Consider the following 16183-nt stretch of genomic DNA (forward strand, 5'->3'; position numbering starts at 1 on the left):
AAGGGAAACTGCTGGGATAACGCCTGCATCGAAAGTTTCTTCGGGCATCTCAAGTCGGAATGCCTCCACCTCCACACCTTCTCCTCCGAGGAGCAACTCGTGGGAGCTGTTGAACGCTATATTCATTTTTACAACAACGAACGTTTTCAGGAAAAGCTGAACAACCTTAGCCCGGTGGAATACCGAACTAAGGCTGCTTAGTCACAGAGCTATTTTATATCTGTCTACTTGACGGGGGTAACTTCAGCCAATGGCGGCCAATTTATTATTATTTGGTGAAGGGGGAATGCTGCATCCAGCTCATTCTCAAAAGAATACATATTTTTGTTAAGTCTCGTTCTTTATGAAATATCCTTTTTATACTGGACGGCTAAGTAAATCCCGCCGGCTAAAAAGGCCAGCGTATATTTGTATAAGAAAAAGATGGTCCACATATCGTCTTTGGGTAATATCATGTCACATAGAATAATTGCAAGCAGCATGTAGGAACCGCTTTTCAAAAAGATTTTATTTGTTCGTTCGTCTTGCTGCCCAAATTTCTTAAAAAATACATAGGCAAAAATCACACTGCCCATAACAAGTAAAAAACCAATTCCAACAAGAATATTCCAATTTCCCGTAGACTCTTCTGCCCAGGATTTTAAAGGGGAGAAAATTGCATTCTGAAGATCTGACATAAACTTAGTTATCATTGTGATCATTTCCTTTCACATAAGTAAAAATATCGTTTAGATCAACACTAAAAAATTCGGCAATTCGAAAAGCTAACAGCAAGGTCGGAACATAATTCCCCTTTTCCATAACGAAGATGGTTTGTTTCGAAACCCCTACTTTCTCTGCTAATTCCTGCTGAGACATTCTGGCAAGTACACGATATTCATAAACCTTATTTGATATCGAATCACCGAAGTCTTTCTTCATGATAACCACCTCTTGTATCAGATGATAAACGAAATATATAAAATAGTAAAGTATACTTATACAAAAATAAAAATAATTTTATTTATGTTCATAATAGTTAGATTTGTAATCTGGACAAGAACTTATGCTGATACATGGTTCTTCGTCCTGTGTTGCGTATACGGGTTATAGAGTCCCCCATAAAATGATGATTGTTAGCAGTAATCCAATATAACCTTTCACATTCATTTCAAGTCACCCCATCAAAGTATGTTCCACGAAGTGACTTGAGTTTATGCGGCCGCCGCAGTGTCTTTTCCAGCTAAGATTGCGTTAAAATACCCCATCGCTTAACGACAAAAGGAGCAACAGCGGCGACAAACTGCTCCTGGATCGCAGAACGAACGTCTCCAGTTTAGCGTGAGTGGTGGATACTTTCTCATGACCGAGCACTCCTTGAATGAAATCTAATGGAGCACCATTATCAAGGAGTTGTCATCAAAATGAATCCGATGACCTCGGCTGTTTGGATTCAGCCGTATGCTTTCATAACAAAACCTCCCTTTAGAAGCTACTAAATCTAGCTTGCTTCTGAAGAGAGGTTTTAATCTGTCTTGAAGTATTAAACTAGCGTTTTTTGTTAGTTTAATGATGGTCTACATATTTTAGTCATTGTTTCGAAGCATGTTCACGCTTCCTTATCTTCAAATATTCTGTAATTCCATTATGCTGTTTAATTTTTGAAAATCACGACCATATGCTTGCTTCCCATATATTCAACGGAAGTATTTAACTGCTCCGCCACAAAACGAACAGGAACGAAAGCACTGCCGTTCTTCAGAAGTAAAGGAGCATCTTGCATCAGCATTTGCTGGTTTACTTTTACCTGCCTGTTCCCTACAGCCCAACGAATCGTTTTACCATCCTTCTGAATCGTTACCTCTTTGGTTCTCTGGTTCCAATTCACGGCTGCCCCAAGCTTCTCGGAGATGAAACGGATCGGCACATAGGTACGTCCTGTCTGAATAAATGGCGCTGCGGTAATACGATAAGCATTGTCTCCCACATAAGCTGTCGTGCTGCCGATCACCAAGCGCTGTGTCTTACGCTGACCGCTAGGCAACTCATTTCCTGCCAGTGTCACGAATAATTTATAGGTTTTCGATCCCTTGCTAAAATCTAATGACTTAATCGCTTGTTCTAGATTGAGATCCTCAAAAGCCAAAGGCTGTTGGATAGACGCCTCCATGTAAGCCTGTCCTGGTAAGCCCAAACATAGGACAAAAATAATAAATCCAGCAAGGTATTTCCTCATTCTGACCATTCCTCTCTAATCACTGTATAAACTAGCCAATAGTTGCTTTAATTAAGACGCAATTTGGATAGAATAGTTGTATTAAAGAGTAAATAAGTAAGTATAACTTCTCGACCTCACCTATACGATAAACTGTACAATAAAGAAAAGGTCTTTCACATAAGATCTGACAATTCGTTTAACCGCCTCTTAATGATTCCTAAGTTGACTTATGATAACAATAAAACCTCCTATAAGAGCAATTAATTCTAGTTTGCTTCGAATAAGAGGTTTTAGACTGGTGCTATTTAACTAAAGTTTCCCGTTACTTGAATACTGGCCCTATTACGACTTCTGTACCCTGAAAGAGTCTCATGGACTCCTTGAAAAGAATCGATCCGCAGAGCAAATTCTTTTTCTATCTCTTCAACTGCTTGAACATGGTTATCCAGATCTTGAGACTTGTCACCCAAAGCGTCAAAGCAGAACCGAAGCCGATAAAAGTATACCTCGCAATCAGAGACACATCACCAAAAGTAGTATTCAGTGGTATAAACAAAGAAATGATGCCTAGAATACTGAGTACTATACCTGTACCATAATAAAAATTCTCTCGAAACAATCGAGCTAAAGGGAAAAAATGAATACCAACAATGATAGCCATGATCGGGAAAAAGACTTCAAAGCGATCGAATACGTTACAAAGCACACTTGCAATCATGATTGCCAGACCTTCTAAACCAAAGATCATGCCAAATTTCCGATTCATTTTATTCCTCTTTTCCCTCTCTTTCGGTGTAGTGACATTTTTCACGTTACGTGCTTTCCTAAATAGCGAAATAGCTCCGATTAGTAACGTTAATGTCACAATACCTGAAAGAACAAGCAGCCAGGGAGCACCCACTTTATTTGAACCAATAATACCAATTGCAGACCAAATCGCTCCAAAAAAAGTCATGAACATTACGCCATTTGCAGCTCCAACGACAGCAGCCTTCGGCAGTTTCACTAAATATCCCATACTGTTCTTCTCTCCTACAATTCAAATTTCACCCACCATTAATGTACCATAAATTTCCTTCCAGGAATGCCATGTTAATCCTCCATCAGCGTAATCTTCAGAAACAATCACTTGAAAACAAAAAGGCCCCGAGATTTATCGGGGGTTATGATTATGTATATAGCATCGAATTGACAAAAATATAGAATGAGCTTGCAACCATAGGGGATTTCAGTTTATAGACTCTGTTAAAATTGTTGTACACTCGTTGAATAATGCAAATTTTTGAAAACAACTATGCAGCGCTGTTCGCAATTCCGTTGTTTGCTTCACACCATTCTCATACCAGATGTTTTTTACTACGAGTGTTCCCGTTTTTCGCTCCACGATGATCTCGGCTCTGCCAATGAAGCTATCGCCGTACAATAAAGGAAGTACATAATATCCAAATTTCCGTTTTAGTGCAGGCGTGTAAATTTCCCAGGTGTAATCAAAGCCAAACAACTCATTAATTAGTTTTCTGTCCCATATTAAATTATCCAGAGGGGCAATAAGCTCGCAACGCAATTTCAACTCCTGGTTTTGCAGGACAGCTTCAATGAGCCATAAATCCTCTGTGAGGCAGTACAGCATATCTTTCATGTGCTCCACGGCAACAGCAGCAATTTGACCTTCATGAACCAGCTGGCGAAATACCTCGTTGCGCTGTGCTGCTTTCAGCCCCCATATGTTAAGCCATGCGTCTGATGCACGATTCCACAAGAGACCAACAGAGCTGATCCGGCGCTTTACCCGCTATTTATGATGTTCAAATTCATCCTCCAGCGGATCTTCTGCACTCAACAGATTGGGCTGGATGTACTTTTGGGCTAAATCGTAGTATTTACGCATTCCTTTTTTATGATGGATAATCAACTCACCTGTCGAATACATATGTTCCAGTACAGATCGAGATGAATTGTTTCCACCGCTCCAATGGATGGCCGACTGCCAAGAGAAACTCCCGTCCAGCTTTAAATCATCTGAACTTATCACGCCTTGGTCTTGAATATGAGCCCGTACTTGCTCTGTTAAAGCTTCCATTTCTGGATAGCGTGTAGCATGTTCCCTGGCGGCTTGTCTAAATCGCTCAAAATACGGCCAATCCTCAACAGGGATAATGGACAAATTCTTATCCGGGTAATCAACAAGATTTCTATCCTCATACAGCAGCTCGGCAAGCATTTTTTTGGTAAATCCCTTGATTCGTGACTGCAGCACCAACTCAGCGTTTTTCCCGCACACATCAATAGGATCGTACTGAACACAGCTGACCTGCCGAACAAAGTCCAACACGCCCTGCTTCTCGCTAAATTTATATTCGCCTATAAGTCCATGCTTCAATAATAGAAATAACCGTGCCTGTCGGTTAGTTAATTGGATCATACTTACACCTACCTTCAGATAAGTCATAGAGAGTTCATAAAGAGTACATGAGGTTACACAGCAACGCCTATAATAACAGGAGCAGAACTCATCATTTTTGCCCCGCCGCCTTGGCCACCGTCAAATAAGCCCAATCTTCTCCAAGCCTGATCGGACTGCTTCCATCCGCTTGAAACTTAAAGACTGCCTCTTCATACTGCTTTTTCTGTGCTTCGCTTAGATTGGCAACGTATCGCTGTCTGGCCTGTTCAAATTGAGCCTCTGTACCGTAGCGATAGACAAAATAAGGGCTGAGTATCCATTTTTGCAGCTTTGCATTTTCTTCTATGACAGATTGAGGATCAGATATCAGCTGCTGGATCAGTGGAATATCGTGCTGTGCAATATACTCAGTAATAGACAGAAGGCTATCCTTAAATGCCTCTTTGCCGAATAATTCATACCATTTCAGCTCAGAATGCTGATAGTAGCTTTCCGGTAAACCCGTATGTGCTTTTCGCTTGTTATGTGTGACTTTACAGTGCACCATTACTTCTACACTCGTTCCTGCTGCATTATATCTATTAGCCTGAAGATAGAGGGATATTATAAATTCCTGCGTTTTCATCTCAAGTGATTTGCGGGATTTTACATACTTGAAGTCAGCTAATAACAACAAGTCCCGCAGAGATTTTAATGTAAACTCCATCAACTCATAGGCTGATGACTGCTCCCTACATGGATAATGGCCAAGAAGAGAGTCCATGATTGCCTCTGCCCCTGATTCCGTTCTTACACTTTGACTTGCGTTTTTTTTGTTCATTGTAGTTCTCTCCTTTTAAAAAGAAAGCAACAGTCCATACAGTCAGCCCAAGGTTACTATAAAATGGAATTCATAGTCAATCAAGTTTTAGCGGCAAAAAGATGCGCACTAGCGCATCAGGCTGGATCAGTGAGCTGAACAAAAAGCCGCTGGAACAGCGGCTTTTAATGAGATCCTATTCTTCATTTGGGATATGGATTTTTTACCGTATACCAAGATCTTCTTTTAATTTTTCTGGATTGCGAGGGTCAACATCATCCTGAGCTTTTTTTCCCAGATTGGAACCACCTACAAAAAAACCGTCATAAATAAGCTGTACCTCCTCATCATTATTTTTAACAAAATGCAGTTTGTATGTCTTAGGAGAATATTTTCCTGGTGTAACATAAGTCATCGGTATAATGAGCTCACTGACATTAAGATTGGGATAGTAAACTTCTTTTGCTTCATCCAACAGCAAGCCGAAGCGTGAAGCGTTCAGCTCGAGCTTGTGATCATCGCCGCTTTTTGCCCCTCTCTCTGGATAAATATAAGATCGTTCATGAACAGATATGGTTTCTTTAATTTTAATAGACATTTCATGTAATACCATTTCTTCATCTTTTGCTGAGAAAACACTGCGTCCATGAAATTCAGTAAGTATAGCAATATACTGCTGCGCCATTTTTTTAGCCTGGTCAATGTCCTCGTTATAGAATACAGCTTCCCGTTCTGACTGCTGTACCGGTTGCTGCTCCTTCACATTACTACTCACCCGTGACTGTTCTTTGCCACTGCCTGACAGAACGATCATAAAGGCTGTTATCAGCATGAATATACTCTTCAATCCAATCACTCCTGTCATTGACAATATTAATTTCATACCCTGGCGTATCCGGGACGAAACCAACATTAAAAGCCATTCTATGCTCCACAGAATGGCTCTCTTATCTCAACACTATGATTAACTTAGCTCACCGATCTAGAACATCTTATTGTGAATCGAGCTCAGTTACATAATAATCGCATGGCTGCGCGTTCTTTATCGGCAATCTCCAGCAACAGCTTGGAAACTTGGTTCAACTCCTGATGATTTCCCGTTCTCCCTGCAAGATCGATCATTGAAGAAACGTTTACCCACATGGGAGCGATTATAGTAAACAACAAGTAGGCCTGTTCAATTTGGGAGTCACCCAACAGATCTACGCATTCTTTCAAAAAATCCCGATACAAATTACGAAACAAAGCGCCGCCGGTTCCCGCTCTTTCCATAAGTAATGCAGTCAGACATAGATCGTGCTCTAAGTTTCTGCTGCGGGAAGACCATTTCAAGATCTCCTTGCTCATTTTTTCAATCCCTTTATTCCCCATATTGCTAATGGGCGGGTTCAAGTAGTCCTGTGCATTCTGGGCTAAAGATAATCGTATAGCGGATGCAAGCGGCGGATAGGTGTCGGCCGGCTCGATCGTAAAGGAACGATTTCTGGAACTCATGGGGCCCTTTGCGTTTCTGGCCATAGCCAATTGCTCCAAGCTTGTCTTTACAAGTCCCCCCTGTTGTCTAGTGTCCGCCATGTAGGCGTATTCTTCATCCATGCCATAGATTACAGCATAGTGGGCGGCAAAATGTACTTTGTTCGTGAAGTAATCCAAGTAATAGGAGTCTAGTTTAAGCCCCACCGGAATTCCATGTTCAATCAGGCTCTGTATGTTCTGCCGTGCTTTTTTAGTAGATGAGGTTTCCTGCGCCTTGATGGTGAGGTTAAGCCGGGATGCGATGTGAGCAGTCAATTCATCCGGCTTGATCCTACCTCCAATAAAAGGAAAATCCATCCCCTTGGAATCCCAATAGGTAAACCCCAACCCTTGCCCTATGCCGAACAATTTCGGCTCAGATATTCGGACTCCTGCAAATTGAAGCAAATTGCCTATGGCTGTCGTTTCGCAATGTTCTCCTTCAAAAGGAATGAAATCCTCAATAATTTTAGACATGCTTCCTTGTCTCCTCCATTAATTCACTTATCATTTTCGAAACGAACACCTGCTCACCTTCAATAAGATGGATCGGATGAAGAAAAAGCACTCTTACATGCAGCGGCAACTGGGCGGAGCCTTGCGATTCGTACTTCTGTTTAATACTTTTTGAAGCCTTTTCAAGATAATCAAGCCGCTTCCACAAAGCTTCAATGGCCGCTTCCTTACCGACAAATGGTAAAGCGGCGAGCCCAAGATCGAACCGGTTATCGCGCTCTCGCGCTGAAGACAGGACGAGGATGATTTCATTCCTAAGTGCTGTCATACCGACTTCTGTTATGAAAAATCGAATCGGAGCAGGTCCTTTGCCGGATTTCTCACCTGGAACCTCGGTCTCGATGAACCCCTTATTATTTAATTTCTTCAGTCCAGCGTAAATCGAAGTCGTGCCGATATTCGCCCATTCCCGGTAGCCGCGTTGGTCGATTAACTTATTGATGTCGTAACCTGACGCCGGATTGGTTTCAGCGATAATTTGTAACAGCATAAATTCTACGTTCGAGAGCTGCTTCATTGGAACTCTCCTCACATTCAATACTACACACGTGTAATATAACACTAGTGTAATTAATAAATCAACCGAGATTCTTCTTGAATGATTCAAGAAGAAAATCAGAAAATGATTTCCACCGATACAAGTTCTTGCCTTTACATGGGGACACAAAATTGAACTGCTAAAAGAAAAAAAGCCGCCGTAATGGCGACTTGTAACGAGACCTTGTTATTGTGCCTCGTTATTTAGACTTTACACAGGAAGCTTCCTTCTAACCATGTATGACTATCGTATTCCCTTTTCTTATTAGCTATTCAACAACTTATTAAAAGCTTTTAGATTTGTGTCAAAATCGGGCACGGTTTGAGTTTCTTCCGCAGATTTGACTAGGGCTACAACCAAATCATTAAATGGGGTTGAAACGCCCGTTCCTTCCGCCATTTTTGGAATAACTCCATTAATGTAATCAATTTCAGTTTTACGATTTTTCTCAAGATCCTGAAGCATACTTGCTCTTAGCAGCCTGGACGGTTCCATGACGACCCTAAAGGTTTCGATACGTTCCGGGATGTCATTTTCGCTTCTTAATTCCAAGGATTCGATATCAAATCCACCCATTGCAGCAAATTTGATACCATTTGCATGTCCCGTCTTGATCGTCTCATCTGCGATATGAACTGCACTAACAATACCCGTTTCATTGTCCAGAATGTCGCCATATTCTCCGTTTAAGGCCGCGGATAAACCACTGAATGCATTATTGATCAGTAATTTGGACCACTTTAAAAATAAATTGTTATCTTCTTCAGTAACAAAATTTCGCGATTTTATTATTTCGTTCTATAGAAATAACGATGTAATGTTCAAGATTTAAAAGGTAAAGTCAGGTCAGTGACTTTATCGAAGACGTTCATTAGACGCATGCGAAGAAACCGCTCTATGAAATAGAGCGGTCTCTTATAGCCCAAAACTATTGGGATTGAATGGTTGATAAAACCAATTAGGATCCCCCAAGATAAACCGCTTCTCATCCCTTTAATAGGAATACAATGTTTACGTCTACCCCTTCTTTTAAATGTACTAGTATGGAAGGGCTGCCTGACTCATTTTGGTATCAGCACACATTACGGACATGAGTATGTTAATAGTGTTCTAAAATCTTCTTCGCGACTTCTTGAATCTTGAGGCGTAAAGACGCTGGTTCAATCACCTCGATATCTCCGCCCCACCCAAGAAAATAATGCAACAGCTCTTCCGGATACCGAACACGAAATTGAAAAATCATATCCTCCTTACGCTCTTCAATGGTTTCAATGTAAAAATGAACTGCCTCGATGATCTTATCGGCAATGCTGGGGTTTGCCCTAACTAAAATTCTTTCATCTCGATCGTCGGGTGGTCTATAGCTGCTTAGGTCAAAATCATGGGGGAGAAGAAATCGGTCCTCCAACACCGAAAGGTCGGTCATCCGGGACAAGCGAAAATGACGTACGTCTTGTCTCATATCGCAATGTGCAAGTAAAATCCAATTTCCTTGGACCAGTGTAAGTCCATATGGAGAAACCACACGATTATTTTTCCGATTCCCATCTGATCCCGGCATTTTTTTGATATACATAAAACTGATTTTGCACTGCTTCAAAATTGCGTTACGAATATGATTGATATATGCTTTTACTTTCGATTCCGTTGAAGGTTCAACGACATGAAGCAGTCGCATCGTTTCCCGAACTAGCCTTGACTCGTTACGGACGGATTCTGGTAAAGCAGCCTCGATTTTGCGTTGAGCAGACTCTGCATAAAGATTGTAATCTGCGTCTAATCTTTGTTTGATGAAATCAGCTCCCATGAGCAGGGATACGGCCTCTTCTGCTGTAAAACTAACCGGGGGCAGAAAGTATCCTTCCATTAAGGAATAACCTTGGCCAGGGGCACCAACAATCGGAACTCCAGCCTCACTTAGAGCTTGAATATCCCGATATATCGTGCGCCTGCTTGTCTCAAATTGAGCAGCTAAGTCTTCCGCCCTCATCGTTTTGCTTCGCTGTAATTCAAGCGTGATCGCAAGCTGCCGCTCCGTTTTGTTCATTTTTCCCTCCACTTTCTTCACCCACCAATGCAATAAACCTATAATAGTATAAAGTGGACTCTCTGCCTACAGTTTTATACACGAAAACCAACGTTAGTTACCTGCGGTACATGTACATGAATACAGTCACTGGGACTGCTGTTGAAGTAACCAACCATGTTTTGCTGCATCGGGTTTCTTCTTTCCTTTACATATAGGAACCCATTCATAAAATCAGTGCTTAGGGAATGGCAGAAAAAATACGTACGGTAAGTCCATCCGGGTACCCTTCCAGCACTGCAGTCATATTAGAATGATTAAGAAAATTTAATGCTTTGCTGTCGGTGTTCACCTTTGGCTTCCATTCCCCATTCACATTTTGGTTAACGATGTGCAGTTGGCATTTCTTTCCGTTATAATCCATGCCCTCTAACATATAGTCAGCTCGCATTGTAACTAATTGATCCCCGGCATATTCCTGCACATCATCTGCTCCGTCTATAATCCTGCCCGTGAAATATGGGCTGTCACAATCTCCTGTAAAGAAAATCGCAATCTCTTTTTCAGCTTCAAAGTCCTTGCGCACTTCCGAGCCGGTAATCTGAACATGAATAGTCAGAATTTCTTTGTGGCCAAGTAAAAATTGACGAATGGAAACACTGACCGCAGCCGTTTGTTCTTCTGTGAAGCCATGACCCGCAGCCTGTATCAATTGCAGCTGACATTGTCCCGATTCATAGGATTCTTTGGCCTTTAACGCGTAACGAGGGTGGACTGGTTCATCTGCAGTGCCATGGATCAGCAAAACAGGCCCTTTGAACGGAGTAATTTCGGTATAGGGATTCATATGTACAACGGTCTCATGAAACGTTTTACCAAGCATCATATACCCGGCATCTATGAATTCCGGAACATCAGTAATATCGTAAGATGACATTAACAAGGCACCTCTTCGGGCATCATCAGGGATACAGAATGCCGGATAAATGAGAATCAGGGATTCGACTTCATCTGCCCGTTGTGCTGCTGCAAGCGCCGAAACCAAACCTCCCTGACTGAACCCCATAAGGGTCAGACGATGGGCATCCACATAAGGCAGTTCTTGAACAACATTCATCACAGCATGCAGGTCTTCGCATTCAGTCAGCAACGTCATGTCTGTGGATTCTCCGTCACTTATTCCTTCTCCATTGGCCGAACCACCACAAAAATCAAAACCATAAGCTGCATAACCCCATGATGCAAACATCAAGCAATGATGGACCAGATCTTTCAAACTCCCTCCAAATCCATGACTGATAATAACAGCAGGAAGCTGATCTCCTTGTGGTCTAAACTCCCTTCCCCGAATGGTTAATCCGTCCCGGACACAAGAAAACTCACGTTCCATGATGTCCTTAGGCATGTTCAGCCGCTCCCTTCATTCATTTATACGCTTACATAATAGCAATAGCCCATTGCTCCCTGCTGTGAAGAATCCTTCGTATTGAAATGTTCTAAATCGTTATGGTAAGTTTTGATGTGCGTCTCTATTCGGGATATTCAAATCAGACGTGTGATTCTTTTTTAATCCCTGCCCGTACCCTTCATGTTCATACCCCAGATCTCTTCCCGCCGCCAGGAGGCAGCTTCCTGCAGTGAGCTGAGCCTGGCATCTTCAGGGTAGTGACGCTCCAGATACTGGGCAAATGCCTTCCTTACATTCACCTTCTGATCCAGCTTGTTAAATTCATTCGGATATTTCCCAAGATACGCAAGATAACGCTCCCACAGTTCCAGATCAGCGTCCGTGGATGAATGCTGGACAACCTTCAGCTGCAGTTCCATTAATCCTTCTCGCGTCTCTTTGACCGGGCCAGCCAATTCGTGCCTGTTGTTGGCAAAATAGAGCAGAACAATCAGCACAAGCCCCAGTAAGCAGGCGGCTAAAATATCCATCATAGAAATTCCCTCCAATTTGAGTAGATGTTTTCCTTAAGATCGTCTTATCCGTCTAATCAATGAGATCATAACATGAAATGTATGAGTGTAAAGATTTCGCCATGGATATCAGTTAACCTTTGCATTTGATTACCAGATGCGTTATTGTTTTTGTATTGACAAATTTGCAGGTCAAAACAAGGAGGCTGAGGTGTAATGTGCCCACGTACCAAAGAACAAAACGAGCTCATACGCCTGCAGCGAAGAGAACAGATCCTGGATGTCGCTGCCCGCTCCTACTTTCGCACGGGAGGTATCTTTGATATTCGTGAAGTCGCCCGAGAGGCAGGTCTTGGTTACGGCACAGTGTACCATTATTATCCTAACCGCCATTTATTAATTGAAGATGTGTTAGAAAGCGGCTTTGAGCGATGCGAGCAGGTGACTGCCGAATGGGTAAACTCCAGCAGCTCCATAGATGACCGTCCGTTGTTGTCGTACTGCAAGGAGCTGCTCCGGTTGTGGCAGTCGGACGCCCGTGCATTTCTCGTCTACAAAATGGCAGCGGAGCATTATGCTGGCTTGTCTAAAAGGGATCAGCAGCGAGCCAAAACCAAATTCCGGGAAGAATTGTATATTCCACTTCAATTAATCGCCCGCCGCGAAGACAACAGCATCGACCATATGCTTGCCGTGCTGGTCGGCTGCTGCGGCCTGTACTATTATGCTGGTGATACCGACTTGGACGTCGATCGCGTCGCCCGACTCGCAATGCAAGCAATTACGAAGGAGTTCTGATACGAACATGGTCATTTTAAAAAGCAAACATGAAATTGAGGCTATCCGCAGAGCATGCCAAGTGGTAGCTGAATGCCACAGGACAATAGCCCCGCTTATTCAACCGGGTATTACCACCTACGAGATTGAGCGCATCTTCGAGGACATCATGTTGAAGCACGGTGCAAAGCCATATCAGAAAGGATATAAGGGTTATCCTTATGCGACCTGTGCTTCCCCTAACGATGTCATTGCACATGGCTTTCCCAGCAAGAAGCCGTTAGAGGAAGGCGATATTGTGACGATCGACACGGTCGCTGAGCTTGATGGCTGGCTCGGCGATTCAGCCTGGAGTTACGCCGTCGGGAAGATCTCACCGACGGCCGAGAAGTTGATGCGTGTCACGAAGGAGTGTCTTGACCTGGGCATCGAGCAGGCACAGCCCGGCAATCGACTCGGCGATATAACAAGCACAATTCAGCTGCATGCGGAGTCCAATGGCTTCGGAGTTGTGCGCGATCTGCTTGCCCATGGCATCGGTCGCGACCTCCATGAGGAACCGACTTATGCGCATGTCGGCAAGCCTGGAAAAGGCGCCCGCATCAAAGAGGGTATGGTGTTCACCATTGAGCCTATGATTACCGAAGGCACCTACTTTATGAGTATTGATCCAGACGGCTGGACTGCACGTACGCTGGACAACAAGCTAGCTGCCCAATACGAGCATACGATCGCCATCACGGCGGAAGGTCCGCAAATTTTAACCGCACAATAAAAATAGAGGTCGACCAGCGTACGGGTCGACCTCTATTTTTAATTGAACAAACAGGGTATCTACTTTCTTCTGCCATAAAAGAATGAATATCGATCCCCCCTGCCTAGCTTGTCAGTTTCTATTTCGTCCACAAGCTTTACTGCTTTCAACAAAGATTCGACTTGTTCGCGCATCAGATGGATATCAAATTCGTCCATTTCTCTGTCTTTACTATTAACAGTCAGATAATCGGGCATGGGTATCAATCCGATCACTGGGATCCTCTCCTCGAATAGGGGCTGACTCTCACCAAATTCAAACGTGTTATGTCCGCGCAAAATAACGGAACGGGTGCTGGTCCTGTCTTCAATGGCTTTCTTCCAAATGGCCTCCATCATTTCGTTGCCTGCATAGGTGAATTCTGTGCTGATTTTGCCAGTCGGTCCGTAATGTCCTGAAGTATCGTCCTTCCATTCCAAGCTGCCCAGATGTTCTACAGTGATTCCCGCCACGGCCTTCATATGGCCGTTCTTACCATCCCACAGGTCAGGGTGAGCCTGCAGCCAGGTTGAAGTAGCCTGCGAAGTGCCAGCGAAGTCAGGTAATCTGAAAAGTCCTGTAACAAAGGCAAAGATCAGCGTACGTTCCGGCTTCTCCTGCTGCTGCAAATAACGAATCATGGACAGCATTCCTACGGCACCGTCTTCTTCCACCACATTCACACCATCGGTATGCGTATTTATAATGATGGATTCATTATTGTTTTTTCCTTCAATTTTTACATAAAAAGATTCAGTCGGCGCATTTTTTTGTACTTCTGCCTCTAAAGTTACTGTACCTTCTAGGTGTTCCTTAGCTGCGCTGACCACTTTCTGTCCTTCGGTTTCATTGACCCAAACTGCCGGAATTCCAGCATAATCCGTAGTAAAAGGAAGATACTGCTGTTCTACCTTTTCACTGGATACGCCTTTCCAGACGAGAATGACCGCCTTTAGACCCTTTTCTTTTGCTTTTTCCAGCTTGGCATCCTTTAAGGCTGTGGTCAGTACAAGATCACCTTCACTTGAAGGAATTCCGCCTTGCGCCTGAATTTCTTTCCGCATGTTCATAACCATTCCCATAGGAAAATGTTTGAAGTTCTTAATTTCGATGACAGCAATCTTGTCCTTGGCCTGATCATATTCGCCGGGCTTGGTGTAGACCAGCTCCGCTGATACTCCATGTTCACCGGTCTCCCCCGAATAAGGAAACGCTGAAGACACATGAATTTCCTGGTTATCTATAACCAGAGAGCTTCTCTTTTCTTCCCATCGATCAAAAGTATATTTATCACGGTATACAGTAAGTCCCATCCCCATGACCTGCTGCTCTAACCATGAAATGAACTGATTGTGACCTTCAGAGCCTGTTGTACGGCTGCCAAAGGAATTCATAATCTCAATATTTTTCAGCATATTAGCTGAAGAATCCAGCTGGTCCTTATCGATTTCTGCAGTCCGTTCAGTTGGCAGGTTAACAGACCTTGTAATAGGATGAGCATAAATATTTACGATCCAAAGAGCAGTGACAATGAGAGCAATTAAACTGAATACTACTCTGCGAATCCTTAAAAAAGCCTTCTTGCTCCTGCGCAATCCTTCCGTAAAAAACTCATTCCATACCCCGGCTGCGAAAAGCAGTAGAATTGCAAGCACGAGTATCCAAAACTCTCCTGTCGTATAGAATAAGATTTCAGATACCATGGCACCGGCATATACCCAGAGTAATTTACCTCGTTTCTTTAAGAAAATAGTAAAGATCCCTATCTCTACGAATAAGAACACTATTGCGGCTGCACAGATTACCGTCTCCTGGCCAATAAATACAGAAGAACAAAGTGCTAAAATCAGGAACAACGTCCCTGAAAGTTCTCTATTCAATTTCTCCACCATCTCTTACCTCCACCCTTCCCTTTTATAAACTCTGCGATCTGACATTACATTTGTAATGCCGCGAGGTATAGTATAGGATAGAGCCAATGGAAAAGACAATGAATGGAAGTCATCACGTACAAAAAGGAGGAAAGTGTTATGTCAAATCATGAATTATTCAGTCCGCACAGCTCGAAGCATTATTCCAACCAGGAAACCAACCGCCTGACAAGAGAAGCTATCTGCACGGCCTTGATCCTTCTTATTCAAAAACAGCCCTTTAGCAAAATCACTATAACGGAAATTGTCAAGCTCGCAGGGGTTTCTCGAACAGCCTATTACAGCAACTATTCATCCAAGCAGGACATCCTGATCGATCTAGTGGACTCGCTCATTCATGAAATTAATCAAAACTTGCTTCCCTATACCGATGAGTCTACCGGTAAATCCAAAGATCCCGAGAAATTTATCAGCGTGCTTTTCAAGTCTATTATCCAGAAGCGCGATATTTACACAACACTTCAGGATGCTAATTTTAATTATGTTATTTTAGATTGCTTGAATGAGGTCATGCTCTCCCAATTGCAGGAAAAAACAGATGAAAATATATACCGGACCTATTTTAATGCGGGGGCTCTCTATAACGTTATTGTCAAATGGGTACAATCCGGGTTCTCTAGAACCGTTGAGGAAATGACGCAAATTTGTGTCAGGTACTATCATACGCCGATGTCGGAGGGTTAATCAGGCGGTGAGCATAACGATTGGCGGGAAGAACCGGTTACAAAAACACTTTTACGCGGATTCAAACAAAAAAGCCGCTAAAC

General features: G+C 43.0%; 16 protein-coding genes and 2 pseudogenes. 4 read left to right on the forward strand and 14 right to left on the reverse strand.

Translation table 11 applies throughout. The features are described from left to right. Positions 1 to 201 (forward strand): IS3 family transposase (locus Q5741_RS20470; protein ID WP_305023806.1); only part of this gene is annotated, 201 nt, incomplete at its 5' end. Between the two features lie 140 nt (positions 202 to 341). On the opposite strand, the gene Q5741_RS20475 is transcribed toward Q5741_RS20470, so the two are convergent. From Q5741_RS20475 to Q5741_RS20535, 13 genes and pseudogenes are all read right to left on the reverse strand, one after another. Next, positions 342 to 692 carry a DUF2178 domain-containing protein gene (locus Q5741_RS20475; RefSeq protein WP_305025970.1) on the reverse strand — a complete coding sequence of 117 codons (351 nt, stop codon included), beginning with the start codon at positions 690 to 692 and terminating at the stop codon, positions 342 to 344. Continuing rightward, positions 682 to 921: a helix-turn-helix transcriptional regulator gene (locus tag Q5741_RS20480; protein ID WP_305025971.1), complete on the reverse strand. Its 240-nt coding sequence runs from the start codon at positions 919 to 921 to the stop codon at positions 682 to 684. The genes Q5741_RS20475 and Q5741_RS20480 overlap by 11 nt, the downstream gene beginning before the upstream one ends. 712 nt (positions 922 to 1633) lie before the next feature. Then, positions 1634 to 2149 (reverse strand): copper amine oxidase N-terminal domain-containing protein, encoded by a 516-nt coding sequence (locus Q5741_RS20485; protein ID WP_305025972.1) that lies wholly within the window; start codon positions 2147 to 2149, stop codon positions 1634 to 1636. 463 nt (positions 2150 to 2612) lie between these two features. Then, the gene (locus Q5741_RS20490; protein WP_305025973.1) at positions 2613 to 3215 is read right to left on the reverse strand and encodes a DUF7010 family protein; all 603 of its coding nucleotides are present in this window, start codon (positions 3213 to 3215) and stop codon (positions 2613 to 2615) included. Positions 3216 to 3425: 210 nt separating this feature from the next. Beyond that, positions 3426 to 4646 (reverse strand): annotated as a pseudogene (locus tag Q5741_RS20495) (winged helix-turn-helix domain-containing protein). Positions 4647 to 4710: 64 nt separating this feature from the next. Further along, positions 4711 to 5421: a hypothetical protein gene (locus Q5741_RS20500; protein WP_305025974.1), complete on the reverse strand. Its 711-nt coding sequence runs from the start codon at positions 5419 to 5421 to the stop codon at positions 4711 to 4713. Positions 5422 to 5623: 202 nt separating this feature from the next. Further along, entirely contained in the window at positions 5624 to 6247 is a 624-nt protein-coding gene (locus tag Q5741_RS20505) for a hypothetical protein (RefSeq protein ID WP_305025975.1), read from the reverse strand. A 161-nt stretch (positions 6248 to 6408) separates the two neighbouring features. Beyond that, complete coding sequence (locus Q5741_RS20510) at positions 6409 to 7392, reverse strand: BtrH N-terminal domain-containing protein (RefSeq protein ID WP_305025976.1); 984 nt, start codon at positions 7390 to 7392, stop codon at positions 6409 to 6411. Further along, a complete protein-coding gene (locus Q5741_RS20515; protein WP_305025977.1) occupies positions 7385 to 7948 on the reverse strand; it encodes a PadR family transcriptional regulator in 564 nt (187 codons plus the stop codon). Before Q5741_RS20515 ends, Q5741_RS20510 begins: the two co-directional genes overlap by 8 nt. Before the next feature lie 285 nt (positions 7949 to 8233). Beyond that, positions 8234 to 8728, reverse strand: a pseudogene (locus Q5741_RS20520) (ketopantoate reductase family protein); the annotation flags it as partial. A 340-nt stretch (positions 8729 to 9068) separates the two neighbouring features. Further along, positions 9069 to 10016 carry a helix-turn-helix transcriptional regulator gene (locus Q5741_RS20525; protein ID WP_305025978.1) on the reverse strand — a complete coding sequence of 316 codons (948 nt, stop codon included), beginning with the start codon at positions 10014 to 10016 and terminating at the stop codon, positions 9069 to 9071. 220 nt (positions 10017 to 10236) lie between these two features. Next, positions 10237 to 11385, reverse strand: coding sequence for an alpha/beta hydrolase (locus tag Q5741_RS20530; RefSeq protein ID WP_305025979.1), 1149 nt, complete (start codon positions 11383 to 11385; stop codon positions 10237 to 10239). 176 nt (positions 11386 to 11561) lie between these two features. Continuing rightward, a complete protein-coding gene (locus Q5741_RS20535; RefSeq protein WP_305025980.1) occupies positions 11562 to 11936 on the reverse strand; it encodes a hypothetical protein in 375 nt (124 codons plus the stop codon). A 195-nt stretch (positions 11937 to 12131) separates the two neighbouring features. Here Q5741_RS20535 and Q5741_RS20540 point away from each other — a divergent pair, with 195 nt between their 5' ends. Together Q5741_RS20540 and map are read left to right on the forward strand one after the other, a co-directional pair. Further along, positions 12132 to 12713, forward strand: a complete 582-nt coding sequence (locus tag Q5741_RS20540; RefSeq protein WP_305025981.1) for a TetR/AcrR family transcriptional regulator — start codon at positions 12132 to 12134, stop codon at positions 12711 to 12713. Positions 12714 to 12720: 7 nt separating this feature from the next. Beyond that, a complete protein-coding gene (map, locus tag Q5741_RS20545) occupies positions 12721 to 13467 on the forward strand; it encodes a type I methionyl aminopeptidase (RefSeq protein WP_305025982.1) in 747 nt (248 codons plus the stop codon). A 59-nt stretch (positions 13468 to 13526) separates the two neighbouring features. Here map and Q5741_RS20550 read toward each other — a convergent pair whose 3' ends face one another. Further along, positions 13527 to 15377 carry a M28 family peptidase gene (locus tag Q5741_RS20550; RefSeq protein WP_305025983.1) on the reverse strand — a complete coding sequence of 617 codons (1851 nt, stop codon included), beginning with the start codon at positions 15375 to 15377 and terminating at the stop codon, positions 13527 to 13529. Between the two features lie 138 nt (positions 15378 to 15515). Here Q5741_RS20550 and Q5741_RS20555 point away from each other — a divergent pair, with 138 nt between their 5' ends. After that, on the forward strand, positions 15516 to 16100 hold the full coding sequence (locus Q5741_RS20555) for a TetR/AcrR family transcriptional regulator (RefSeq protein ID WP_305025984.1): 585 nt from the start codon (positions 15516 to 15518) through the stop codon (positions 16098 to 16100). Positions 16101 to 16183: the final 83 nt, after the last annotated feature.

The organism is Paenibacillus lacisoli, from assembly GCF_030580655.1.
In the GTDB taxonomy this organism is placed as follows: domain Bacteria; phylum Bacillota; class Bacilli; order Paenibacillales; family Paenibacillaceae; genus Paenibacillus; species Paenibacillus lacisoli.

Coding starts and splice junctions, on each gene's coding strand:
- Q5741_RS20540 (WP_305025981.1), top strand. CDS start 12,132: ATGTGCCCACGTACCAAAGAACAAAACGAGCTCATACGCCTGCAGCGA.
- map (WP_305025982.1), top strand. CDS start 12,721: ATGGTCATTTTAAAAAGCAAACATGAAATTGAGGCTATCCGCAGAGCA.
- Q5741_RS20490 (WP_305025973.1), bottom strand. CDS start 3,215: ATGGGATATTTAGTGAAACTGCCGAAGGCTGCTGTCGTTGGAGCTGCA.
- Q5741_RS20510 (WP_305025976.1), bottom strand. CDS start 7,392: ATGTCTAAAATTATTGAGGATTTCATTCCTTTTGAAGGAGAACATTGC.
- Q5741_RS20525 (WP_305025978.1), bottom strand. CDS start 10,016: ATGAACAAAACGGAGCGGCAGCTTGCGATCACGCTTGAATTACAGCGA.
- Q5741_RS20535 (WP_305025980.1), bottom strand. CDS start 11,936: ATGATGGATATTTTAGCCGCCTGCTTACTGGGGCTTGTGCTGATTGTT.
- Q5741_RS20555 (WP_305025984.1), top strand. CDS start 15,516: ATGTCAAATCATGAATTATTCAGTCCGCACAGCTCGAAGCATTATTCC.
- Q5741_RS20485 (WP_305025972.1), bottom strand. CDS start 2,149: ATGGAGGCGTCTATCCAACAGCCTTTGGCTTTTGAGGATCTCAATCTA.
- Q5741_RS20530 (WP_305025979.1), bottom strand. CDS start 11,385: ATGGAACGTGAGTTTTCTTGTGTCCGGGACGGATTAACCATTCGGGGA.
- Q5741_RS20500 (WP_305025974.1), bottom strand. CDS start 5,421: ATGAACAAAAAAAACGCAAGTCAAAGTGTAAGAACGGAATCAGGGGCA.
- Q5741_RS20515 (WP_305025977.1), bottom strand. CDS start 7,948: ATGAAGCAGCTCTCGAACGTAGAATTTATGCTGTTACAAATTATCGCT.
- Q5741_RS20475 (WP_305025970.1), bottom strand. CDS start 692: ATGATAACTAAGTTTATGTCAGATCTTCAGAATGCAATTTTCTCCCCT.
- Q5741_RS20480 (WP_305025971.1), bottom strand. CDS start 921: ATGAAGAAAGACTTCGGTGATTCGATATCAAATAAGGTTTATGAATAT.
- Q5741_RS20550 (WP_305025983.1), bottom strand. CDS start 15,377: ATGGTGGAGAAATTGAATAGAGAACTTTCAGGGACGTTGTTCCTGATT.